Raw genomic sequence first — 23,620 nt, 5'->3', positions numbered from 1 at the left:
CTGATAAATATCACAAAGAGGGAGCCGAACGAGGCTCCCCTGCTAACTCGCCCAATCAGACTGACGGGCGTAAACGTGCGCGCAGCAAGCTGTAGCCAATCACCGCCGACAGCAAGGAGCCAATCAGGATCCCCAGCTTCGCCCAGTTAATCAGCTCCGGATCCACGCTGCCAAAGGCCAGGCTGGCGATAAAGATCGACATCGTAAAACCAATGCCGCACAGGATGCCGACCGCCATGATTTGCGGGAATGAGGTTCCTTCCGGCAGTTGCGCCAGCTTCAGACGCAGCGCCAACCAACAGAACAGGCTGATCCCCAGCGGCTTACCTACCAGCAGGCCCGCAATAATGCCGAGCGGCAGAATGGACGTCAGTCCGTCCATCGTCACGCCCTGCAATGAAACGCCCGCATTGGCAAAAGCAAACAGCGGCAGGATCAGATACGCCACCCACGGATGCAGAACATGTTCCAGACGCTTTGCCGGGGAACGCCCGTGTTTCTCTTTCAATGGAATGAAAAAGCCGACGATCACCCCTGCCAGCGTCGCATGGACGCCGGATTTCAGCACCGCGGTCCACAGTATTGCGCCAATGAGGATGTACACCCCCGTGCGCCGGACGCCGCACAGATTCAGAATCGCCAGCAATGCTATGGCAAACGCCGCAACGCCCAGCGAAACCATCGACAGATCGTTGGTATAAAACAGAGCAATAATGACTATCGCGCCGAGATCGTCGATGATCGCCAGCGCCATCAGGAAAATTTTCAACGCCAACGGCACCCGACTGCCGAGCAGCGCCAGAACGCCCAGTGCAAACGCAATATCCGTGGCGGCCGGGATCGCCCAGCCTTCGCGAGTGATCGGATCGGCATAGTTGAAGGCCAGGTACAGCAGCGCCGGGACAATCATTCCGCCGATGGCAGCAATCACCGGGAAAGCCGCCTGACGCAGACTCGCCAGTGAGCCCTGCATCAGCTCACGCTTAACCTCAAGGCCAATCAACAGGAAAAACACCGCCATCAGGGCGTCATTGATCCATAACAGCATGTTTTTATTGATCTCAAGCGCACCAACGCGCAGTTGGACAGGCGTCTCGAGAAAGGCGTGGTACCATCCACTGGTTACACCCATGTTGGCCATCAGCATGGCCAGTGCGGCGGCGATGATAAGAATGATGCCCCCAGAGGCATCACTGCTGAAGAAACGATGCAGATGTTTCACTTTTTATTCTCTCTATAAGGTGAATACTTCGTAATTACTATCATACTCCTCACAACTCATCGTTAAAATTAGATTATATATGGTTAAACGATCGGTTTTTTCGAGTGAATTGTGTCATGAAGTATGACGGAATCAGCGATCGTACTGTTCGTTGCACAGACGATTGAAGGTGTAGCGGAGGTAGTCCAGCGTGGCGGTGACATTGGCTGGGGACATACGATTAAGCTGCGGTAGAAACGGATGATTATTGATGTATTGAATGAACGCCGTTGCGCCAGCAAGCGTGGCATAGCGCAACATGCTCGTTTTTTTAGTACCGGTGAGATTACATATCGCCAGTGCATAATCCCGGGTAGAAAAGGTGCGCCAGACATTGTTACGAATACCGCCACTCTGAAACATTCGGTACGGAATATCGTTTTGCCGCGGTGAACACCCTCTTTCTCTCACAAAGGAAATATGGCAACGGCCTTGCTGAACATGCTGCAAATTCGCCATCAGGCATCCACCAAAGATAAAACATTCCTGTTCTATGTAATGTTGAACGTTGAGGGAACGTTCATCCGTCAACGCTTTCACTAACTCAAAATGTCGGTAAGCAGGCAGAACCGGTTTGACCAACATCCCTGGATCGTTTTTATGCAGCGACGCGGGGCCATAGTCCACATCGAATAAGATATTGCGGCGCATGATGATCAGCTCTTTACGCTGGACGAGATGCGTTAATGTGCCGGGTGCGAGGCGCTCTTCATAATAAGATGTGTACCGGTATTCGTCTTCTACAGGCAGCGTTGAATAATTCGTGGTGACGGCAATCACCCTGCCACTGTTCTCCTCTGCCGTGACCAGAACATACAAACAGCCGTCGCCGCCGTTAAACTTTACCCGAAAAGCACGGGTACTCATGATTAAATCCAATTTTTGGAAAATATACGCACGTTCCACCTGATTCGACTGGCGGGATAATTTTTGTAATAGCCGGTTCAGGCCCGTGCTATCGAGCGTTAACGAGGTACGAATATCTGCCAGCGAGTGTCCTTCTTGAATAAGCCTGGCGAGCGCTTCCTGGCGAGGATCGGTTTTATCCCCAACGGGAGAAATAAAAGTTTTATGGCACTGGAGACAATAGAGCCGCGGCGCTCCCTGTGCGGAAAAGCCATATTTCTTTAATGTGGCCCCTCCACAGCCCGGGCAAACTTTAATCAGACCTGACCATAGCTGATTAGCCGATTGGCGAAAAAGGTTCAGTGAACGTTCAGAAATCAGAGGGAACAAAAATCCACACGCACGACACAGGACATATTTCCCCTGCACCGAATAGTCAGGGCTATTCAACACGCCGAGGTTTTTACAGCCTGACGTTTTGCATGCATCGACATTAATACGTGAAAACATATTCACTCCCTGCGAATATCGCCTTCAAGCGAATAACGATTTTATCTCTGAAGGTGAAATACCTTTTTCATAGAGCGCTTTCATTGATTTCATTGCGGGTGCGGTGTGGGCAAAAAAGGCCTGGTAGCCCGCGCACAGGTAGTTTTGTGCAAAAGAGCCGAAGTCGGTCGGCAAAAAGCGGTGCTTAGGACAGCCGCCGTGACAGGCAAACTGCCACGGACAGGAATGGCACTCCTGCGCCATGGTTCGACGCTTCTCATCGCCAAACCGCATATTTTGCTCACTGTTATTCATCGCACGCAGTGTCGTGTTCTTAATATTTCCCAACGCGTACTGCGGATAAACAAAGTGATCGCAGTTATAGACATCACCGTTCATTTCCATTGCAAAAGCACTGCCACACGTTGGAGAAAATACGCATACCTGCGGCGGCAACCCACACCAGGCCGCCAGCGTCTGCTCAAATAACTGTATACCGATATCGCCAATATCCTGACGGAGCCAGACATCAAAAATGGCATTAAGAAACTGGCCAAATGCCAGGGATTCAACAGACCATGGCATCACTGCGGCTTGCTTATCCGCAGGCGTCGCCAGCATCGAATTATTACTGGCAGACCTTCGTTCGACCAGTGGAATAAACTGCATATAGCGACTCCCGATACTTTTCAGAAACTGATAGATCAGGAGTGGATGGTGCATATTCGTGCCGTTCACCACCGTGAGCGTATTAAATTCAACATCATGGCGCACCAGACATTGAAGCGCCCGGACAACGTTAGCATGCGTCGATTTGCCGGCACGCGTCACCCGCCATTCATCATGCAATGCAGCATCACCATCAATAGAGATGCCGACCAGAAAATCCTGTTGCCTGAAAAAACGCGCCCATGCATCGTCGATCAAAATGCCGTTCGTCTGAAAGGTATTAATGATTGTTTTTCCGGCCGCATAACGCTGCTGGAGTTCAACGGCCCGCCGATAAAACGCAATCCCCATCAGCGTAGGCTCTCCTCCCTGCCACGCAAAAATAACGTCATCCACATCCTGTGCGGCGATATGCTGTTTGACGAATAATTCAAGCATCTCATCTGACATTCTGTAATGACTTTTTCTATCGGGATAGAGCTTCTCTTTCTCCAGATAAAAACAGTATTTACAGTCCAGATTGCAGACCGATCCTGTTGGTTTCACCATGACCTGACAGCTTTTTCTTTGCATCACCCTTCAGCCCTATTAATAAAAGGACCTGATTCAGCACGATGTACTGAATCAGGCGGGCAGCGCCCTAAGTGGCATACTTACTGTTCTTATTATTCGTCCATTAACTCCAGGTAACCGGTGTCGGTTTATCACCGCGAGCCTTCATTAAAGAATCATTATCAATGTTCTGTTTATATTTCAGGAATTCGCCATACATTCTTTTTTCGATTTCAGGCTGTTTACCCAACTGATTAAGCGTCTCGGAACGATCCTTTTTCAGGTTATAGAGATACTTGGGTTTATTTTCACGATCGATGATCATTTTCCAGTCGCCATCCCGAATCGCCCATTCATCGGTCGGATCATCCTGTAAAGGCATATCAATACCAAAGATCATCGGTTTTTCGCGTTTTAAGGTTTTATGCGCCAGTACGGGAGCCAGGGATTGCCCGTCATAAGTACGATCGGTTGGCAGTTTAAAATTCATCATGCTTGCCAGCGTCGGCAGCCAGTCAAGACCGTAAGCCGGTGTATCCGTGACCATTCCCTGTGGAAGATGATTGCCATACTTAATGATTGCCGGAACACGAATCCCACCTTCCCACAGGTTATCTTTACGGCCACGTAACCCATCCGTCTCACCCGCGAGATTCAGTTCATATATTTTACGCGCCTCACGCGTCACCGGGCCGTTATCGCTGGTAAAAATCACAATGGTGTTCTCTTCTTCACCCATTGCTTTTATCTTATCCAGCACTTTACCGACCTGGGCATCCAGGTAACTGATGTTCGCGTAATATTCTCCCGTGCCGCGCCAGGGTTTATCCGCCCAGTCACCGTAGAACTCCTCCGGATGCTGTTTCTGATAAGCGCTCATATACTGCGAATACATATCGAGGTATTTTTTCGGAGAAGCCAACGGGCTGTGGACCTCCGTAAAGGCGACATACAAGAAAAACGGATTATCATCTTTTTTGTTATCCAGCCAGTTAACCGCTTCTGAACTGACCAGTTCACCGCTGTAAGTTTCCGCTCGACCAATGGGTTTGCCATTACGCAAAAATCCGGTCGGATACACCATGCCGTTACGCGGTCGTTCTTTTGCATTATCTAACGTGGAATCTGTCACGAACCCCGCCGCATTCACCAGACTGTAGTCAAAGCCCATATCTTTTGCCTGCGGCTGATCGGTACGCTCACCTCCCGCATTGAGGTGTAATTTCCCCATCATCGCCGTGTCATAACCCTGCTGCTTTAACAGGTTGGCAATCGTCAGTTCGTTACGGCCCAGTGCGACATTTTTTCCTTCCGGGATCCAGGAGCGGATCCCGGTGCGAAATGGCATTCGTCCGGTTAATAACCCGGCCCGAGAAGGAGAACACAACGGAGCGGGCGCATAGTAGTCGGTGAATTTCACCCCGTCCTGCGCCAGTTTGTCGATATTAGGAGTTTTTACGATTTGATGTCCATAAGTGGCCAAATCACCATAGCCCAGATCATCAGCCATAATAATGACCAGATTAGGCCGTTTATCCAACGCCGCCTGCACGGTTTGCAATGTGCTTCCGGCACATAACGCCAGACCAATCATACTGGCAACGATTGTTCTTTTCATTTCAACTCCTTTGCCTTTTATTAAAATTCATATCCGACCATATAAATCATCTGGTCACCGAAACCGTCGTAACCTAATTTATTTTCGAAATAACGCCAGGTGACCGTCGCCTTCCAGCAGGGATAGAATTTCCATGCCAGCGTCAGACCGCCATTAATGCCATAGTCACCATATTGCTGTTCCGCGTAAGCGTTATTGCGATCGAATTCAATTTCATTCCAGTTTGAGAGAACGAATTTCTCCTCAAGAAGCGTAAAATTATAGGCCGCAGTCCATCCCAGCACATAACCGTTCCAGCCACTGGTTTGCCCGTATTTCTGCGAAACATAATCGCCAGATTGATTATGTAATCCAATATACGGTTTAAAGAACCCCCAATTACCTGTCCAGCCGAGATAGCCCAGGCCATAAAACATATCAAGGTCATCGCCCCAGGTGTTTTCCCACTGACCATAAAGTTTGCCGAAGAAGGTATAGTTGGAATCAAACAGGCGGACATGGGTCATGGCTGATACCGTATGGTTACGCCCGGCAACAGAGTGATTTAAGACATTGCTTTCATAAAATGAATAAAACTCAGCCTCTTTAAAATTGATACCGAAATCTGCTGTCGCTTTCCAGACTTCGCCACGATGAACATTGACAAACCCGCTATTCCAGTCAGCATAACCCGCATTAATTGAACCGAACGCATTTTTATATTCCAGCGCCTGTGCGGAGTGGCTAAAAAGAGAAGGCGCAGCCAGCACCAGACTGGTTAATAATACGTTTTTTATCCGAGGCATTTAATCTATTCCTCATAGCTATATTTTATTCCGCAGTAAAACCCCTTTACTACGGCGACAAATACTAACTGAACAGAATCGAAGAAGAGTGATGTAAATCTCACATCAGAAGATGTTAAAGCCTGCCAAAAACAAGGTGTCAAAAAATGTTGTTTTAGAGATGCTAAGTCCATCACTTTTAATAAAGACTCATCTATTATTTTATTCTGGTGCCGTATACCTGTTTATTCAGCTTGTTATAAAAATCACATTCATTTTTATAAACAAACAGTGGGGTCCAGATAATAAAAAACCGGTATCCCCTCACAGGGAATACCGGTTTTTACTCAATGAGAACGTCGTTAGCCAGTGATTAGCGGGTCAAATCGTCAAAGAACTTTTTCACACCGTCAAAGAAACTCTTGGAGCGCGGGCTGTTATTTTCGCCGGTTGGGCCGCCAAAGCTTTCCTGCAGGTCTTTCAGCAGTTGTTTCTGCTTCTCGTTCAGACCGACCGGTGTTTCGACCACGACGCGGCACAACAAATCGCCCTGCGCGCCACCACGGACTGACTTCACGCCTTTGCCACGCATGCGGAACAGTTTTCCGGTCTGCGTTTCGCTGGGCACTTTCAGCTTCACGCGGCCATCCAGCGTCGGAACTTCAATCTCACCGCCAAGTGCAGCCATCGCAAAGTTAATCGGCACTTCACAGTACAGGTTGTTACCTTCACGTTCGAAGATCGGGTGCTGTTTCACCTGAACCTGAACGTACAGGTCCCCTGCCGGTGCGCCGTGCTCGCCAGCTTCACCTTCGCCTGAAAGACGAATGCGGTCGCCGGTATCCACGCCAGCCGGGATTTTAACCGACAGCGTTTTGCTCTTCTCGACGCGACCATGGCCGTGGCACTTGTTGCACGGATCTTTGATCAGCGTACCGCGTCCCTGACAGTGCGGACAGGTTTGCTGAACCGCGAAGAACCCCTGGCGCATCTGCACCTGACCGGAACCATGACAGGTCGGACAGGTCTGCGGCTGAGTCCCCGCTTTCGCGCCACTGCCGTGGCAAACATCACACTCTTCCAGCGTCGGAATGCGGATCTCTTTGGTCACGCCACGTACGGCTTCTTCCAGGGTGAGATCCATGTTGTAACGTAAATCGGCCCCACGCGCAGCACGTTGACGACCCCGACCACCGCCAAAGATATCGCCAAAAACGTCACCAAAGATATCGCTGAAGTCAGCGCCGCCGCCAAAACCGCCGCCGCCACCCATACCGCCTTGCTCAAACGCAGCATGTCCGTACTGGTCGTAAGCGGCGCGTTTTTGCGAGTCGGTCAGGACTTCATACGCTTCTTTGATCTCTTTAAACTTGGCTTCGGCCTCTTTATCACCCTGATTACGGTCCGGGTGAAATTTCATGGCCAGGCGCTTGTAGGCCTTTTTGATTTCACGCTCTTCCGCTGATTTGGAAACGCCTAAAATCTCGTAATAGTCTTGCTTAGCCATCTCTTTTTATCTGCCCTTAACATGCGTGCACGGGCGGAGAGGAAACCTCTTCGCCCGTGCCAGTAATTACCCGTTCAAAGGGCGATTATTTTTTGTCTTTCACTTCTTCAAACTCAGCGTCGACAACATCATCATCTTTCGCGTTGTTTGTGGAAGCGTCAGCGGAACCTGCCTGCTGCTGTGCGTGCTGCTGTTGAGCGATTTCCATCAGTTTCTGGGAAACCTGCGCCAGCTCCTGCATCTTCGCTTCGATAGCCGCTTTGTCTTCACCTTTCAGCGCCGTTTCCAGTGCGCTCAGTGCAGACTCGATAGCGGTTTTGTCGTCAGCTGGCAGTTGTTCGCCGGCTTCCTCAACCTGCTTGCGAGTGCTGTGCAACAGATGGTCACCCTGGTTGCGGGTCTGAACCAGCTCTTCGAACTTACGGTCAGACTCGGCGTTCGCTTCCGCTTCGCGAACCATTTTCTGAATTTCTTCTTCATTCAGACCAGAAGACGCCTTGATGGTGATCTTCTGCTCTTTACCGCTGTTTTTGTCTTTCGCGGAAACGTGCAGGATACCGTCAGCATCGATATCGAAGGTCACTTCGATCTGCGGCATGCCGCGCGGTGCCGGGTTGATCCCATCCAGGTTGAACTGACCCAGAGATTTGTTATCAGACGCACGTTTACGTTCACCCTGCAGCACATGGATGGTGACCGCAGACTGGTTGTCTTCCGCAGTAGAGAACACCTGGCTGTGTTTGGTCGGGATAGTGGTGTTTTTGGAGATCAGCGCCGTCATCACACCACCCATGGTTTCGATACCCAGAGACAGCGGGGTAACGTCCAGCAGCAGTACGTCTTTCACATCACCGGTCAATACACCACCCTGAACGGCAGCACCGATCGCCACGGCTTCGTCCGGGTTCACGTCTTTACGCGGTTCTTTACCAAAGAACTCAGCTACTTTCTTCTGCACCATTGGCATACGCGTCTGACCACCCACGAGGATAACGTCGTTGATATCAGATACGGACAGGCCAGCGTCCTGCAGAGCGACTTTCAGCGGCTCGATGGAACGGTTCACCAGATCTTCGACCAGGCTTTCCAGTTTCGCGCGAGTCACTTTGATATTCATGTGTTTCGGACCGGTGGCATCTGCAGTGATGTACGGCAGGTTCACGTCGGTCTGCTGCGCAGAAGAAAGCTCGATTTTCGCTTTTTCTGCCGCTTCTTTCAGGCGCTGCATGGCCAGCGGATCGTTACGCAGGTCAATGCCCTGATCTTTCTTAAATTCTTCAACCAGATAGTTGATCATACGGCTGTCGAAGTCTTCACCACCCAGGTGGGTATCACCGTTGGTTGCCAGAACTTCGAAGGTTTTTTCGCCGTCAACTTCGTCGATTTCGATAATAGAGATATCGAAAGTACCACCACCGAGGTCGTAAACCGCGATAGTACGGTTACCGACTTCTTTATCCAGACCGTACGCCAGCGCAGCGGCAGTCGGTTCGTTGATGATACGTTTCACTTCCAGACCTGCGATACGACCGGCGTCTTTGGTTGCCTGACGCTGAGCATCGTTAAAGTAAGCAGGTACAGTGATAACCGCTTCAGTTACCGGTTCACCCAGGTAATCTTCAGCCGTTTTCTTCATTTTCTTCAGCACTTCAGCCGAGATCTGCGGCGGTGCCATTTTCTGACCTTTCACATCCAGCCATGCGTCGCCGTTGTCGGCGCCAATGATTTTGTACGGCATGATGGAAACATCACGTTGAACTTCTTCGTCCTGGAAGCGGCGGCCAATCAGGCGTTTAATCGCAAACAGGGTGTTTTGCGGGTTTGTCACTGCCTGACGTTTAGCCGGCTGACCAACCAGAGTTTCACCATCCTGGGTATAAGCAATGATAGAAGGCGTGGTGCGATCGCCCTCGGCGTTCTCCAGCACACGTGCAGTAGTGCCGTCCATAATCGCTACACAAGAGTTGGTAGTACCCAGGTCGATACCAATAATTTTACCCATCTAAACGTCTCCACTAAAAATTCGGTCAACATGTGGTTGTGAGTCTGTAATAAGGGCGAAACGTGCGGTTTCAACTACCCTGATTCGTTTTTTTTCAGACTCACCACTGCGGTTGACTACTAAGTGGGGTCGTAACCCACTTCATCAAGGGGGGAATGAAAAAAATTTTTGCTTTTGTTGAAATAAATCGCCTGGATGATGTGTGATGGCGATCACGGCAAAAATTCACTCTTTTCCCCCGATGAGATCATAGACAGCCCCTTCTCTCCTGATTATTATGCCGCGCCCCGAACGGCGTCATGTTTTAGCGGGGATAACTATTTCACCATTCAATTAATGATGATCTTGAGGATTTATGGGCAACACTAAGTTGGCTAACCCGGCACCGCTGGGCCTGATGGGCTTCGGCATGACCACCATTCTGCTTAACCTGCATAACGCGGGTTTCTTCGCTCTTGACGGTATTATTCTCGCGATGGGAATTTTCTACGGCGGTATCGCGCAAATTTTTGCCGGCCTGCTGGAATACAAAAAAGGGAATACCTTCGGTTTGACCGCTTTCACCTCTTACGGCTCGTTCTGGCTGACGCTGGTCGCGATCCTGCTGATGCCGAAAATGGGTCTGACAGAAGCGCCGAATGCCCAGTTCCTTGGCGCCTACCTGGGCCTGTGGGGCGTATTCACACTGTTTATGTTCTTCGGTACGCTGACGGGCGCACGCATGCTGCAGTTCGTGTTCCTGAGCCTGACGGTTCTGTTCGCTCTGTTGGCTGTGGGTAACATCGCGGGTAACGAAGCCGTGATCCACTTTGCCGGCTGGGTTGGCTTAGTGTGTGGCGCCAGCGCCATTTACCTGGCGATGGGCGAAGTGCTGAACGAACAGTTTGGCCGTACCATTCTGCCGATTGGTGAAAAACACTGATTCATCAGTATCCCCCCGCTAAGGGGGGATCATTATTACGGCTGTTGTAGCTCAGCCTGCATTTCCGTATCGCGATAATACATGTCCTGTCGCAACCAAATTCCCAGTCCCAATCCCACCAGCGACAACGCCAGCACATACCAGCCTGGAGCCATCGGCGAGACGCTCATCAGCAATGTGACGACAATCGGCGTCAGCCCACCGAAAATGGCATAAGAAACATTGTAGGAAAATGAAATGCCGGTAAAGCGGACTTCCGCAGGAAACGCGCGCACCATCACGTATGGCACTGCGCCCACCACTCCCACACACAGACCTACCAGCCCATAAAGCAGGAACAGATATTGCGGATGTGTGCCCGCCAGGTGGTAGAATAACCCGCTCGAACAAGCCAATAACAGGCTGCCAACAATAAAGGTTTTGCTGGCGCCAACGCGGTCGACAATAAAGCCCGCCAACAGGCAACCCATGCAAAGCATAATGGTCGCCACGCTGTTTGCCTGCAACGTCAGGGCTGGGGCTAGTCCGTACTGCTTTTGCAGCCAGACTGGCGACATTAAAATCACCACCACGATCCCTGCGGAGAGCAGCCAGGTCAGAAGCATGGAGATCACCACTGCCTTCTGATGTTTCACGACGACCGACTTCACCGGCAGTTCCTGCGCCAGCGTCTTACGCTGCTGCATCTCCAGAAAGATCGGCGTTTCCTGTAACCAACGGCGTAAATACATCGCCACCAGCCCAAAAATCCCACCCAACAAGAACGGAATTCGCCAGCCATAGTCATGCACGGCCTGTTGCGTTAAAAGGGTATTCACTTGAGTGGCTACTACGGAACCCAGCAGGATCCCCACCGTCAGACCCGCCGTTAGCGTTCCGCAGGCAATGCCGATACGACGTTCGGGAACGTGCTCGGCCACAAACACCCATGCACCCGGAACTTCACCGCCAATCGCCGCCCCCTGCAAAATACGCATCAGCAGCAACAATAGCGGCGCAATAATTCCCATAGAGGCGTACGTTGGCAGCAGACCAATCGCCAGCGTGGGAACCGCCATCAACAAAATGCTCAGGGTGAACATCTTTTTGCGCCCGACCAGATCGCCAAAGTGCGCCATGATGATGCCGCCTAACGGACGCGCCAGATATCCGGCAGCGAAGATGCCAAAGGTTTGAACCTGACGTAGCCATTCGGGAATATCAGCGGGGAAAAACAACTCCCCTACCACTGCAGCGAAAAAGACGAAGATAATAAAATCATAAAACTCAAGCGCGCCGCCAAGGGCGGCCAGCGTCAGCGTTTTGTAATCCTGGCGATTGAGGGGGCGTGTATGTTGTGACATAGCGAACCATAAGTCAGTGGAGCGTTGTTATCAATGATACATGTAAAGTAAAACTTACTATATCGTAAACAAATCAACACGCCACTTTCACCGCCGCTTATCTTACGAAAAGGCTAATTTCAGGCGTTTATTTCACGTCTTGCGCTTTTCGGGCGAAAAGATGCTACAATTTTCGGCGCGGTTTCCACATACGGCCCTTCGAGAAGCTGTATACAATACGGTACACTTGCGAAGATACCCGCCACAACGACATTCCCTTCGGCATCCTTCACGCCTTCCAGAGTCTCTTTAATGGATTTCGGCTGGCCCGGTAAATTGAGGATTAACGCCTGCTTGCGAATCACCCCGACCTGGCGCGACAGGATCGCCGTCGGTACAAAGTGCAGGCTAATCTGCCGCATCTGTTCGCCAAAACCAGGCATCTGGCGATCGGCAACTGCGAGGGTCGCATCCGGCGTCACATCACGACGCGCAGGACCGGTGCCGCCAGTGGTCAGCACCAGATGGCAACTCATCTCGTCCACCAGCTCACACAGCGTTTGTTCGATGATGGCCTGCTCGTCAGGAATCAAGCGTGTCTGCACCTCAAAAGGGGTGGTCAGCGCCGTCGATAGCCACTCTTCCAGCGCCGGAATACCTTTATCCTGATAGACACCGCTGGAGGCGCGGTCAGAAATGGAAACTAAGCCAATACGTAAGGTGTTCATGATTATTCCATTTAAACAGTCTCGTTAAACAGAATGATACACTGCGAAGGGAAGGACAGACAGGGTTGAGAAGAGGTAGCGTGACCGGCGTACCGGTCACGCATCAATGATTACAGCAAGTCGCCGATCATTTTTTCCAGTTTTTCCTGGTCAACAGCAAACTTACGGATACCGTCCGCCAGCTTGTCTACCGCCATGGGATCCTGGTTGTGCTGCCACAGGAACTCAGACTCGGTGATGCGTTCCGGACGCGCTTTCACTTCGCCAGAGAAGGACAGTTTACGTTCGATAGCCCCTTCGCTTTCCGCCAGCTCTTTCAGCAGCGCCGGTGCGATGGTCAGGCGATCGCAGCCAGCCAGCTCAAGAATTTCACCGATGTTACGGAAGCTTGCGCCCATCACAACGGTCTCGTAGCCGTGCTGTTTGTAGTATTCGTAGATCTCCGTTACAGAAACCACGCCCGGATCTTCCGCCGGCGCATACTCTTTCTTGTCGGTATTGGATTTATACCAGTCAAGAATACGGCCCACGAACGGAGAGATCAGGAATACGCCCGCTTCAGCACAAGCTCGCGCCTGCGCAAAGGAGAACAGCAGCGTCAGGTTACAGTTGATGCCTTCTTTTTCCAGCTGCTCAGCAGCGCGGATGCCCTGCCAGGTTGAAGCCAGTTTGATCAGAATGCGATCGTTACTGATGCCTGCGTCGTTATACAGCTTGATGATGCGTTTCGCTTTGGCGATAGAGGCATCGGTGTCATAAGACAGGCGAGCATCCACTTCCGTGGAGATACGACCCGGGACCAGTTTCAGGATCTCCAGACCGATGTTTACGGCCAGTTTGTCGGTAGCGTCAACAATCTGCTGCGCGCGGTCATTGCTCTGCTGCTTAGCCCACGTCACGGCGTCATCAATCAGCTTACGGTATTCCGGGATCTGCGCTGCGTTAAGAATGAGAGAAGGGTTGGTTGTGGCATCCTGCGGCTGATACAGCTTCATTGCCGCGATGTCTCCGGTGTCGGCCACCACGGTGGTGAACTGACGAAGGGAGGTCAATTTGTCCGTCATGATAGTGTTTCTCTTTAAACAGCTTGTTAGGGGGATGTAACCGGTCTGCCCTGATGATAACACGACGTTGTAACAGCGCAACCGCAGACAATGCGCTTATCCCCATGAGGGCATCTGCGGACAATTTCTGGTCCGGGCTTGATGTGACGCGCCATTCCGGTACACAACCTCATGTATACTACTCGGCCGCTATCAATTGTCCGGCAGCGTATATACTATTCGACAATTGGTAACGCTTACACAGGGTAGTTACAGCGTACCGGCAGCAACAAGAGGGATGTTAATGCCTGATTTTTTCACGTTCATTAATGATGTGCTCTGGGGATCGGTAATGATCTACCTGCTCTTCGGAGCAGGGTGTTGGTTTACCTGGCGCACAGGCTTCGTCCAGTTTCGCTATATCCGCCAGGTTGGCAGAAGTCTGAAAAACAGCATTAACCCGCAGCCGGGAGGGTTAACCTCTTTTCAGTCACTCTGCACCGGCCTTGCCGCCCGTATCGGTAGCGGTAACCTGGCGGGTGTGGCGCTGGCCATTACCGCAGGTGGACCAGGTGCGGTGTTCTGGATGTGGATCGCCGCCATCATTGGGATGGCGACCTCATTTGCTGAATGTGCCCTCGCACAACTCTACAAAGAACGCGATCGCCACGGTCAGTTTCGCGGTGGCCCCGCCTGGTATATGTCACGTGGTTTAGGCATGCGCTGGATGGGCGTGTTATTCGCCATCTTTTTGCTGATCGCCTACGGCCTGGTGTTCAACAGCGTGCAGGCCAACTCCGTATCCCGTGCTCTCAAATTCGCGTTTGATTTCCCTCCGGTTGCCACCGGTATTGTCATGGCGATTGCCGCCCTGTTGGTTATCGTCCGCGGGATCAAAGGCGTGGCGCGGATGATGCAATGGTTTGTCCCTGTGATGGCGTTGATGTGGGTGGTCACCAGCCTGGTGGTTTGTCTGATCAACATCGACCAACTGCCGGACATCATCATTTCTATCGTCAAAAGCGCATTTGGCTGGCAAGAAGCGGCGGGCGGCGTGGCGGGGTATACGCTGAGTCAGGCGATCACCAGCGGTTTTCAACGCAGTATGTTCTCCAATGAAGCCGGAATGGGCTCAACGCCTAACGCTGCTGCCGCAGCAGCATCCTGGCCGCCGCACCCTGCGGCACAGGGGATCGTGCAGATGATCGGCATTTTTATCGATACGCTGATCGTCTGTAGCGCAACGGCAATGTTGGTTTTACTGGCCGGTAACGACGCCACCTATGCGCCGATGGAAGGGATCCAACTGGTGCAGAAAGCGATGAATACACTGGTCGGAGAGTGGGGCGCGGCATTCGTCGCAGTCATTGTGATTCTGTTTGCCTTCAGCTCTATTGTGGTTAACTACATCTATGCGGAAAACAATCTGTACTTTCTGAAGCTGGACAATAAGCGCTTCATCTGGGCTTTACGCATTACCTCCTGTTCAACCGTCGTGGTCGGCACCTTGCTTAGCTTCCCGCTGCTGTGGCAACTGGCGGATATCATCATGGCCTGCATGGCGATCACTAACCTGACGGCAATATTGTTGCTCTCTCCGGTGGTGCGTACCCTGGCCAGCGACTACTTGCGTCAGCGTAAACTCGGCGTTCGCCCGGTCTTTGATCCACTGCGTTACCCGGACATCGGACAGCAACTGGCACCAGATGCCTGGGATGACATACCGCGAGACTAATCGCAACTATCGATCAACTCAGTCGTGTTTTTTGCTACAGTCGCAGTAAATTTCCTGCAAGGACTGGATATGCTGATTCTGATTTCACCTGCAAAAACGCTCGACTACCAGAGCCCTCTGGCAACAACGCGCCATACGCTACCTGAATTACTGGATCACTCGCAGCAACTGATTCATGTGGCGCGTAAACTTTCAGCCCCGCAAATCGGCAAGCTGATGAACATCAGCGACAAACTCGCCGATCTAAACGCCACCCGTTTTCATGACTGGCAGCCGGACTTCACGCCTGAAAACGCGCGTCAGGCCATTCTGGCTTTCAAAGGCGATGTCTATACCGGACTACAGGCCGAAAACTTCAGTGAAGCCGATTTCGATTTTGCCCAGCAGCATTTGCGTATGCTCTCAGGTTTATATGGCGTGCTGCGCCCGCTGGATCTGATGCAACCTTATCGTCTGGAAATGGGTATCCGTCTGGATAACGCCAAAGGGAAGGATCTGTATCAGTTCTGGGGCGATATCATCACGGATAAGCTTAATGAAGCGCTCGCCGCACAGGGCGACCAGGTGGTGATTAACCTGGCATCGGATGAATACTTCCGCGCCGTGAAACCGAAGAAACTGAATGCCGAGCTGATTAAACCTGTCTTCCTCGACGAGAAAAACGGTAAGTTCAAAGTCATCAGTTTCTACGCCAAAAAGGCGCGCGGCCTGATGAGCCGCTACATCATTGAAAACCGCCTGACGGAGCCTGAACAGCTCACCGGCTTTAACAGCGAGGGTTACTTCTTTGATGACGCCGCGTCTGGCAACGGCGAACTGGTGTTTAAGCGTCACGAGCAGTAATGCGCATTTCGCCGGATAGCGGCTACGCCTTATCCGGCTTTCTCATCTCCACCGCCTGACAGGCCCGGTAAGCGATAGCGCCACCGGGCAGACGGTTTAGCGCGTCATCATCAGCTTACGCAGGGCGGCAAAATCCGCCGGCAGATGTTGCGAAAGCAGCGGTAGATCCGCACGTTCTGCCAGTTCTTTCGGCAGATCCAGCGTTTCATTGAGGATCGCTTCCACGCTCTCTTTAAACTTCGCCGGGTGCGCAGTGCCGAGGAACAGACCGTACTCGCCCGGATTGAGCTGATCACGCAGGGCGCGGTAGGCCACGGCGGCATGAGGCTCAGAAGTGTAGCCCTTCGCTTTCAGTTCGCGCATCGTTTCCTGTGTGGTTTCATCATCTACAGCCGCATAACCCAGCTCATTCAGACGCCAGATTTTACGGCGGAACAACTCCTCAACGCGCGGCCAGTTGTTCGGCTGACTCACATCCATCGCGTTAGACAACGTCGCCTGGGTCGCTTTTGGCGCCCACTGCCCGTCCTGCAGGAAGCGTGGCACCGTGTCGTTAACGTTGGTGGCAGCGATAAAACGCTTCACCGGCAGGCCGAGAGATTTCGCCAGCAGGCCCGCCGTCAGGTCGCCAAAGTTACCGCTTGGAACAGAAACCACCAGCTGATTCCGCGCCTCCTGCGGCAATTGGGCAACGGCTTCAAAGTAGTAGCAAATCTGTGCCAGCAGGCGGCTGATGTTGATGGAGTTCGCCGAGTTCAACCCCAGCGCCACTTTCAGTTCTTCATCATCAAACGCCTGTTTGACCAGCGCCTGGCAGGCATCAAAATCACCATCGATGGCAACAGTTTCAATGTTACCGCCCAGCGTGCAGAACAGTTTTTCCTGCAACGGACTGATTTTACCGTTCGGATAGAGGATCACCACGCGCACGTTCGGCAGACCATAAAACGCATGCGCCACGGCCGCGCCGGTATCACCAGAGGTTGCCGTCAGAATGGTCACCGGTTTATCGCCGCTGATGTGGGTTAACATCTGCGCCATAAAACGACCACCGAAATCTTTAAACGCCAGCGTCGGGCCATGGAACAGCTCCAGACAGCTGACATCCCCTTCCACCTGAGCAACCGGCGCCGGGAAAGCAAAGGCTGCGCGCACACGTTCTTCGAGGATCTCCTGCGGGATTTCATCGCCGATGAACGCCGAGAGGATCTTTGTGCTACGGCTGACGAAGTCCTGGTTCAGCATCTCATCCACTTCTGTCAGGTTGAATTCCGGCAGATCGTGCGGGAAAAACAGCCCCTGATTCTTGCCCAGCCCCTGCGTGACGGCCTGTGCAAAACTAACCTGTTCGTTGTGATCTTTAAGATTGTAGAGTTTCATCAATTATCCCAGTACTCGTGCGCCCGCCGTGTCCAGCCGGCAAATATGAACAAAGCCTTCCTGATTTTGCAGGTAGTGACTACCCAGCCAGTCCGCCACACGCTGCGCGGTCTCCGTTTTATCGCAGAGCGCAAACAACGTCGGCCCTGAACCGGAAATACCGCTGGCCAGCGCGCCAATTTCCGCGACGGCCTGACGCGCCTGAGCAAAACCAGGCAACAGACGTTCGCGATACGGTTCGGCAATCACATCCTTCATCAGTTTCGCCGCAAGCCCAGGCTGACGGGAATAGCAGGCGTGAATAAACCCGGCCAGGTGACGCCCGTGGGCAATGCAATCCTGGCGACGATACTGCGCAGGCAGGATCGCCCGCGCTTCTGCCGTGGAGACTTTAATGCCAGGATAGGCCAGTACCCACAGCCACTCATCAAAGCCTGGCACCTGCTGGCTGATAATGCCGTTTTCTTCAATCATCAACTGCATACCACCGAGAAAACATGGCGCGACGTTATCGTAGTGAATGCTGCCGGAGATACGCCCTTCCAGCTCACCCATTATTGCCAGCAGACGCGTGTCATTGAGCGGCTTGCCGCAGTACTCATTCATCGCGACCAGTGCCGCCACCACCGAGCAGGCGCTGGAACCTAATCCGGAGCCGATCGGCATATTCTTTTCCAGGGTCATCGCCACCGGAATTTGCTTACCCAGTTCCTGACAAAAACGCTCCCAGCACTGGTAAACAATATTTTCTCGCGGTTCTGGCGGTAGCTTGTCGGCAAAGCGGCCCAGATTATTCAGGCTGAAACTGTCCGCCGCCTCAACCGACACCACGTCGCCCAGCAGTGAGCCATCAACGGGCGTCACCGCCGCCCCAAGCACATCAAATCCAACGCTCATATTGGCACTGGAAGCCGGGGCATAAACTTTAACCATGTTAGACTCCTAGCTTCCATGAGAGAGTACGCAGCAGGTCAGCAAACACCCCTGCCGCCGTGACGTCGTTACCCGCACCATAACCGCGCAGAACCAGCGGTAGCGGCTGATAGTAGTGGCTGTAGAACGCCAGCGCGTTTTCGCCGTTTTTCACTTTGTACAACGGATCGTTACCGTCCACTTCAGAAATCTTCACCCGACAGACGCCGTCTTCTTCGATGTTGCCAACATAGCGCAATACTTTGCCCTCATCACGGGCTTTTGCCACCCGAGCGGCAAAGGCATCGTCAAGCTGCGGCAGATTCGCCATAAACGCGTCAACGTCGCCTGAATCATCAAACGCTTTCGGCAGCACCGGTTCAATGACGATGTCTGACAGTTCCAGCTCGCGCCCGGTTTCACGGGCGAGGATCAGCAGCTTACGCGCCACGTCCATTCCCGAAAGATCGTCACGCGGATCGGGTTCGGTGTACCCCATTTCACGCGCGATACGAGTCGCTTCAGAGAGGCTCATACCCTCGTCGAGCTTACCGAAAATAAATGACAGCGAACCGGACAGGATGCCGGAGAACTTCAGCAATTCATCGCCCGCATTCAACAGGTTTTGCAGGTTTTCGATCACCGGCAGACCGGCACCCACGTTAGTGTCATAGAGGAATTTGCGCCGTGACTTCGCGGCAGCGAAGCGCAGCTGATGGTAGTAATCCATTGACGAGGTATTCGCCTTTTTGTTCGGCGTGACCACATGGAATCCTTCACGCAGGAAGTCCGCGTATTGATCGGCCACCGCCTGACTGGACGTACAATCCACAATCACCGGGTTCAGCAGGTGATATTCCTTCACCAGACGGATTAAGCGACCAAGATTGAACGGCTCTTTCGCTTCAGCCAGTTCAGCCTGCCAGTTTTCCAGGTTCAGGCCATGCACATGGGTCAACAGCGCTCTCGAGTTCGCCACACCGCACACGCGCAGATCGATATGTTTTTTCTTCAGCCAGGTTTGCTGGCGCTTAAGCTGCTCCAGTAACGCGCCGCCTACCCCGCCAACGCCAATGACAAACACTTCAATTACCTGATCGGTATTGAACAACATCTGATGGGTGACGCGTACGCCCGTCGTGGCATCGTCGTTATTGACCACGACCGAAATGGAACGCTCGGAAGAGCCCTGCGCGATAGCCACGATATTGATATTCGCGCGCGCCAGTGCGGCAAAGAATTTCGCCGAAATACCCCGCAGTGTCCGCATGCCATCCCCAACGACGGAGATAATCGCCAGTCGTTCAGTGACCGCCAGCGGTTCCAGCACGCCCTCTTTAAGTTCGAGATAGAATTCATCCTGCAAGGCACGCTGCGCGCGGGCGCAGTCAGCCTGCGGCACGCAGAAGCTGATGCTGTACTCAGAGGATGACTGGGTAATCAGTACCACGGAAATGCCTGCACGGGACATCACCGCAAACACGCGCGCCGCCATCCCCACCATCCCTTTCATGCCAGGACCGGAGACGTTGAACATCGCCATATTATTAAGGTTGGAAATCCCCTTCACTGGCAGATCGTCTTCATCGCGGCTGGCGCCGATCAGCGTGCCTGCCGCCTGCGGGTTACCGGTATTTTTGATGAGGCAAGGGATCTGGAATTGCGCGATGGGGGTAATGGTACGAGGGTGAAGCACTTTTGCGCCGAAATAGGAGAGCTCCATCGCTTCCTGATAAGACATCGATTTCAGCAACCTGGCGTCAGGTACCTGGCGCGGGTCACAGGTATATACACCGTCGACATCTGTCCAGATCTCGCAACAGTCGGCGCGTAAGCAGGCCGCCAGAACCGCTGCGGAGTAATCGGAGCCATTGCGCCCCAGCACCACCAGTTCACCCTTCTCATTACCGGCGGTGAACCCGGCCATCAGCACCATGTGATCGGCGGGTATACGCCCGGCGGCGATGCGGCGAGTCGATTCGGCGATATCGACGGTAGATTCGAGGTAGTGCCCCACCGCCAGCAGTTTTTCGACCGGGTCAATAACGGTAACGTGGTGGCCGCGGGCTTCCAGTAACCCCGCCATGATGGCGATCGACATCTTTTCGCCACGGCAGATGAGCGCAGCGTTAATGCTGTCCGGACACTGTCCTAGCAAGCTGATCCCATGCAGCACATGTTTGATTTGGGCAAATTCCTGCTCAACAAACACTTTCAACTGCGCCAGCGGAAAGCCCGGCTGGGCGTCGGCGAGTCCGGTCAGAAGTTCGGCAAAAATACGTTCGGCATCACTGATATTGGGTAATGCGTCCTGACCTCCGATGGTTTTTTCAATCATCGCCACCAGATGGTTGGTAATTTTAGCGGGGGCAGAAAGAACGGTCGCTACCTGCCCCTGCCTGGCATTGCTTTCCAGAATATCGGCAACCCGCAGAAAACGTTCTGCATTTGCCACTGATGTACCGCCGAACTTCAACACTCGCATGGTTGTTACCTCGTTACCTTTGGTCGAAAAAAAAGCCCGCACTGTTCAGGTGCGGGCTTTTTTCTGTGTTTCCTGTACGCGTCAGCCCGCACCGTTACCTGTGGTAATAGTGATGGTTGTGGTAATGGTGGTGCTGATGCGTTTCATGGATGTTGTGTACTCTGTCATTATTTACCCTAAATAATTCGTCTTGCAGGAAGGCGGCAATTGCGTGAAGCCCCTGGCGCATAGAAAACGATGTGACTGGGGTGAACAAAAGTCGCCAACGCAGATGCAACTCGAAGTATGACGGGTAATCTGTCTGTGCTGTATGTCTATATTGGTTAAAGTATATGGTGAGCTAAGTCAATAAATATTTGATTTACTCACCTGACGAAACTTGTTCATGAGCTGCTGGCGAAAGGTTTATTTTCAACCAAACCTGCAGGAAAACCCCTCTTGAAATCAGCAGTTATCACCATAAATACAACTAAAGGAAAATTATTATTTTGTGACTTTTTTTTCGATATCATGGACCAGGCGGTGCAACATTGCCGTGTCTCGCTGCCCTAATTGCCCCAGACGCTGTTGCAGCCAGTCGACCAGTTTGCTGTCATCTGCAACCTCCAGAGTGGTCAACAGGCTCATGATGCGTGAGCGTAATGCCTGTAACTGAAATTCATCAGATGAATCGACTTCTTTAGCAGGTTGTTGCATTAAATTTGTTAATTGATAGCAGTAGACCATCACCGCCTGCCCCAGATTCAATGAAGGATAATCTGCAACCATTGGCACGCCGGTCAGAACATCCGCCAGTGCCAGTTCATCGTTGGTCAGTCCGGAATCTTCACGACCAAAAACCAGCGCGGTGTGATTCATCCAGGCCGATTTTTCTTCCAGCAGCGGAACCAGTTCCGCCGGCGTCGCGTAGTAGTGAAATTTTGCCCGACTGCGCGCCGTGGTAGCGACGGTAAAATCAACATCGACAAGCGCGTCCGCAAGCGTCGAAAAAACAGTAATATTATCAATAATATCGCTGGAGCCATGCGCCACCCAGCGCGTGGCGGGTTCAAGATGCGCCTGACTGTCAACGATACGCAACTGAGTGAATCCCATGGTTTTCATGGCGCGAGCCGCGGCACCAATGTTTTCCGCTCTGGCGGGAGCGACGAGGATAATAGTAATGCGCATTTTTTTACTCTTTATGCCTGTCCGCGGGCAATTGTGTGAACTATGTCAAGATATTACGCGGAGCGAATTTACAAAATTTTAACCAAAATCAGTGGAAAACCGTTTCACCTTTCATAAAAGGCGCTAAACTGTTTCCTTACTTTACTAATGTTTTTTATGTTAACAGAAACAGTATATCCTTCTGTTTATCAGAGATAATTTGATTTAAAATGAATCTCATTCATAGGATTCGCCGTGTTAATTAGTTATCCTGTGCAACTAGTTGGATTATTGCAATTTTGTGATGAAAGCTAGCATTTAGATACGATGATTTCATCAAACTGTTAACGTGCTACAATTGAACTTGATATATGTCAACGAAGCGTAGTTTTATTGGGTGTCCGGTACGTCTTAGCCTGTTATGTTGCTGTTAAAATGGTTAGGATGACAGCCGTTTTTGACACTGTCGGGTCCAGAGGGAAACTACCCACGACCAAGCTAATGATGTTGTTGACGTTGATGGAAAGTGCATCAAGAACGCAATTACGTACTTTAGTCATGTTACGCCGATCATGTTAATTTGCGACATGCATCAGGCAGGTCAGGGACTTTTGTACTTCCTGTTTCGATTTAGTTGGCAATTTAGGTAGCAAACATGCAGACCCCGCACATTCTTATCGTTGAAGACGAGTTGGTAACACGCAACACGTTAAAAAGTATTTTCGAAGCGGAAGGCTATGATGTATTCGAAGCGACTGATGGCGCGGAAATGCATCAAATCCTCTCTGAATATGACATCAACCTGGTGATCATGGATATCAACCTGCCAGGCAAAAACGGTCTTCTGCTGGCGCGTGAACTGCGCGAGCAGGCTAACGTTGCGCTGATGTTCCTGACTGGCCGCGATAACGAAGTCGATAAAATCCTCGGCCTCGAAATCGGTGCAGACGATTACATCACCAAGCCGTTTAACCCGCGCGAACTGACTATCCGTGCCCGCAACCTTCTGTCTCGTACCATGAACCTGGGTACCGTCAGCGAAGAACGTCGTAGCGTTGAAAGCTACAAGTTCAACGGTTGGGAACTGGACATCAACAGCCGTTCTCTGATCGGGCCTGATGGCGAACAGTACAAACTGCCGCGCAGTGAGTTCCGTGCCATGCTTCACTTCTGCGAGAACCCAGGCAAGATCCAGTCCCGTGCTGAGCTGCTGAAGAAAATGACTGGTCGTGAGCTGAAACCTCATGACCGTACCGTTGACGTGACCATCCGCCGTATTCGTAAGCATTTCGAATCCACGCCGGATACGCCGGAAATTATCGCGACTATTCACGGTGAAGGTTACCGTTTTTGTGGCGATCTGCAGGATTAATCGGGTTACCACCGTCAAAAA

General features: G+C 52.0%; 20 protein-coding genes and 1 other annotated feature. Of the genes, 4 read left to right on the top strand and 16 right to left on the bottom strand.

Annotated features, from left to right (window positions below; genetic code table 11):
• Nucleotides 1-55 precede the first annotated feature (55 nt).
• The 7 genes from nhaA to dnaK form a co-directional block, all read right to left on the bottom strand.
• Nucleotides 56-1,222 (bottom strand): Na+/H+ antiporter NhaA, encoded by a 1,167-nt coding sequence (nhaA, locus tag HVZ37_RS04060; protein ID WP_042998005.1) that lies wholly within the window; start codon nt 1,220-1,222, stop codon nt 56-58.
• Between the two features lie 132 nt (nt 1,223-1,354).
• Complete coding sequence (locus tag HVZ37_RS04055) at nt 1,355-2,617, bottom strand: cytoplasmic protein (protein ID WP_181628126.1); 1,263 nt, start codon at nt 2,615-2,617, stop codon at nt 1,355-1,357.
• Between the two features lie 24 nt (nt 2,618-2,641).
• Nucleotides 2,642-3,841 (bottom strand): anaerobic sulfatase maturase, encoded by a 1,200-nt coding sequence (locus tag HVZ37_RS04050; RefSeq protein WP_181628125.1) that lies wholly within the window; start codon nt 3,839-3,841, stop codon nt 2,642-2,644.
• 100 nt (nt 3,842-3,941) lie between these two features.
• Nucleotides 3,942-5,435: a sulfatase-like hydrolase/transferase gene (locus HVZ37_RS04045; RefSeq protein ID WP_104445683.1), complete on the bottom strand. Its 1,494-nt coding sequence runs from the start codon at nt 5,433-5,435 to the stop codon at nt 3,942-3,944.
• Nucleotides 5,436-5,455: 20 nt separating this feature from the next.
• Nucleotides 5,456-6,220, bottom strand: coding sequence for an outer membrane protein OmpK (locus tag HVZ37_RS04040; RefSeq protein WP_042998008.1), 765 nt, complete (start codon nt 6,218-6,220; stop codon nt 5,456-5,458).
• A 352-nt stretch (nt 6,221-6,572) separates the two neighbouring features.
• Nucleotides 6,573-7,706, bottom strand: a complete 1,134-nt coding sequence (dnaJ, locus tag HVZ37_RS04035; protein ID WP_042998009.1) for a molecular chaperone DnaJ — start codon at nt 7,704-7,706, stop codon at nt 6,573-6,575.
• An 85-nt stretch (nt 7,707-7,791) separates the two neighbouring features.
• Nucleotides 7,792-9,708 (bottom strand): molecular chaperone DnaK, encoded by a 1,917-nt coding sequence (dnaK, locus tag HVZ37_RS04030; RefSeq protein ID WP_042998010.1) that lies wholly within the window; start codon nt 9,706-9,708, stop codon nt 7,792-7,794.
• Between the two features lie 355 nt (nt 9,709-10,063).
• On the opposite strand from dnaK, the gene satP reads away from it, so the two are divergent.
• On the top strand, nt 10,064-10,630 hold the full coding sequence (gene satP / locus HVZ37_RS04025; RefSeq protein WP_042998011.1) for an acetate uptake transporter: 567 nt from the start codon (nt 10,064-10,066) through the stop codon (nt 10,628-10,630).
• Nucleotides 10,631-10,665: 35 nt separating this feature from the next.
• Here satP and HVZ37_RS04020 read toward each other — a convergent pair whose 3' ends face one another.
• The 3 genes from HVZ37_RS04020 to tal form a co-directional block, all read right to left on the bottom strand.
• Complete coding sequence (locus HVZ37_RS04020) at nt 10,666-11,973, bottom strand: MFS transporter (protein WP_044255624.1); 1,308 nt, start codon at nt 11,971-11,973, stop codon at nt 10,666-10,668.
• Between the two features lie 119 nt (nt 11,974-12,092).
• Nucleotides 12,093-12,680, bottom strand: coding sequence for a molybdopterin adenylyltransferase (mog, locus tag HVZ37_RS04015; protein WP_044255626.1), 588 nt, complete (start codon nt 12,678-12,680; stop codon nt 12,093-12,095).
• 110 nt (nt 12,681-12,790) lie between these two features.
• Entirely contained in the window at nt 12,791-13,744 is a 954-nt protein-coding gene (tal, locus tag HVZ37_RS04010) for a transaldolase (RefSeq protein ID WP_042998014.1), read from the bottom strand.
• A gap of 283 nt (nt 13,745-14,027) precedes the next feature.
• On the opposite strand from tal, the gene HVZ37_RS04005 reads away from it, so the two are divergent.
• Nucleotides 14,028-15,458: a sodium:alanine symporter family protein gene (locus HVZ37_RS04005; RefSeq protein ID WP_044267359.1), complete on the top strand. Its 1,431-nt coding sequence runs from the start codon at nt 14,028-14,030 to the stop codon at nt 15,456-15,458.
• A 69-nt stretch (nt 15,459-15,527) separates the two neighbouring features.
• A complete protein-coding gene (yaaA, locus tag HVZ37_RS04000; protein WP_044267357.1) occupies nt 15,528-16,301 on the top strand; it encodes a peroxide stress protein YaaA in 774 nt (257 codons plus the stop codon).
• A 96-nt stretch (nt 16,302-16,397) separates the two neighbouring features.
• Here the strand turns inward: yaaA and thrC are convergent, their stop codons facing one another.
• The 6 genes from thrC to yjjY form a co-directional block, all read right to left on the bottom strand.
• Nucleotides 16,398-17,681, bottom strand: a complete 1,284-nt coding sequence (gene thrC / locus HVZ37_RS03995) for a threonine synthase (protein WP_044267356.1) — start codon at nt 17,679-17,681, stop codon at nt 16,398-16,400.
• Between the two features lie 3 nt (nt 17,682-17,684).
• Entirely contained in the window at nt 17,685-18,614 is a 930-nt protein-coding gene (gene thrB / locus HVZ37_RS03990; protein ID WP_042998018.1) for a homoserine kinase, read from the bottom strand.
• A gap of 1 nt (nt 18,615) precedes the next feature.
• Nucleotides 18,616-21,078 carry a bifunctional aspartate kinase/homoserine dehydrogenase I gene (gene thrA, locus HVZ37_RS03985; protein WP_044328250.1) on the bottom strand — a complete coding sequence of 821 codons (2,463 nt, stop codon included), beginning with the start codon at nt 21,076-21,078 and terminating at the stop codon, nt 18,616-18,618.
• 25 nt (nt 21,079-21,103) lie between these two features.
• Nucleotides 21,104-21,224, bottom strand: a sequence feature (Thr leader region).
• Nucleotides 21,160-21,225, bottom strand: a complete 66-nt coding sequence (thrL, locus tag HVZ37_RS03980) for a thr operon leader peptide (protein ID WP_001386572.1) — start codon at nt 21,223-21,225, stop codon at nt 21,160-21,162. (Overlaps the previous feature by 65 nt.)
• Before the next feature lie 336 nt (nt 21,226-21,561).
• Nucleotides 21,562-22,248, bottom strand: coding sequence for a tRNA/rRNA methyltransferase (locus tag HVZ37_RS03975; RefSeq protein WP_109739859.1), 687 nt, complete (start codon nt 22,246-22,248; stop codon nt 21,562-21,564).
• 398 nt (nt 22,249-22,646) lie between these two features.
• Nucleotides 22,647-22,787, bottom strand: a complete 141-nt coding sequence (gene yjjY, locus HVZ37_RS03970; protein ID WP_042998021.1) for a protein YjjY — start codon at nt 22,785-22,787, stop codon at nt 22,647-22,649.
• A 95-nt stretch (nt 22,788-22,882) separates the two neighbouring features.
• On the opposite strand from yjjY, the gene arcA reads away from it, so the two are divergent.
• A complete protein-coding gene (gene arcA / locus HVZ37_RS03965; protein ID WP_001194359.1) occupies nt 22,883-23,599 on the top strand; it encodes a two-component system response regulator ArcA in 717 nt (238 codons plus the stop codon).
• Nucleotides 23,600-23,620 lie beyond the last annotated feature (21 nt).

It is taken from the genome of Citrobacter sp. RHB35-C17, from assembly GCF_013816795.1.
Taxonomy (GTDB): Bacteria; Pseudomonadota; Gammaproteobacteria; order Enterobacterales; family Enterobacteriaceae; genus Citrobacter_A; species Citrobacter_A amalonaticus.
The sequence above is the reverse complement of the archived record's forward strand: the minus strand, read 5'-3'. Positions and strand labels throughout refer to the sequence as shown.

Coding starts and splice junctions, on each gene's coding strand:
- HVZ37_RS04040 (WP_042998008.1), bottom strand. CDS start 6,220: ATGCCTCGGATAAAAAACGTATTATTAACCAGTCTGGTGCTGGCTGCG.
- thrC (WP_044267356.1), bottom strand. CDS start 17,681: ATGAAACTCTACAATCTTAAAGATCACAACGAACAGGTTAGTTTTGCA.
- arcA (WP_001194359.1), top strand. CDS start 22,883: ATGCAGACCCCGCACATTCTTATCGTTGAAGACGAGTTGGTAACACGC.
- HVZ37_RS03975 (WP_109739859.1), bottom strand. CDS start 22,248: ATGCGCATTACTATTATCCTCGTCGCTCCCGCCAGAGCGGAAAACATT.
- thrA (WP_044328250.1), bottom strand. CDS start 21,078: ATGCGAGTGTTGAAGTTCGGCGGTACATCAGTGGCAAATGCAGAACGT.
- satP (WP_042998011.1), top strand. CDS start 10,064: ATGGGCAACACTAAGTTGGCTAACCCGGCACCGCTGGGCCTGATGGGC.
- yjjY (WP_042998021.1), bottom strand. CDS start 22,787: ATGACTAAAGTACGTAATTGCGTTCTTGATGCACTTTCCATCAACGTC.
- HVZ37_RS04005 (WP_044267359.1), top strand. CDS start 14,028: ATGCCTGATTTTTTCACGTTCATTAATGATGTGCTCTGGGGATCGGTA.
- HVZ37_RS04055 (WP_181628126.1), bottom strand. CDS start 2,617: ATGTTTTCACGTATTAATGTCGATGCATGCAAAACGTCAGGCTGTAAA.
- dnaK (WP_042998010.1), bottom strand. CDS start 9,708: ATGGGTAAAATTATTGGTATCGACCTGGGTACTACCAACTCTTGTGTA.
- HVZ37_RS04020 (WP_044255624.1), bottom strand. CDS start 11,973: ATGTCACAACATACACGCCCCCTCAATCGCCAGGATTACAAAACGCTG.
- yaaA (WP_044267357.1), top strand. CDS start 15,528: ATGCTGATTCTGATTTCACCTGCAAAAACGCTCGACTACCAGAGCCCT.
- thrB (WP_042998018.1), bottom strand. CDS start 18,614: ATGGTTAAAGTTTATGCCCCGGCTTCCAGTGCCAATATGAGCGTTGGA.
- tal (WP_042998014.1), bottom strand. CDS start 13,744: ATGACGGACAAATTGACCTCCCTTCGTCAGTTCACCACCGTGGTGGCC.
- mog (WP_044255626.1), bottom strand. CDS start 12,680: ATGAACACCTTACGTATTGGCTTAGTTTCCATTTCTGACCGCGCCTCC.
- HVZ37_RS04045 (WP_104445683.1), bottom strand. CDS start 5,435: ATGAAAAGAACAATCGTTGCCAGTATGATTGGTCTGGCGTTATGTGCC.
- dnaJ (WP_042998009.1), bottom strand. CDS start 7,706: ATGGCTAAGCAAGACTATTACGAGATTTTAGGCGTTTCCAAATCAGCG.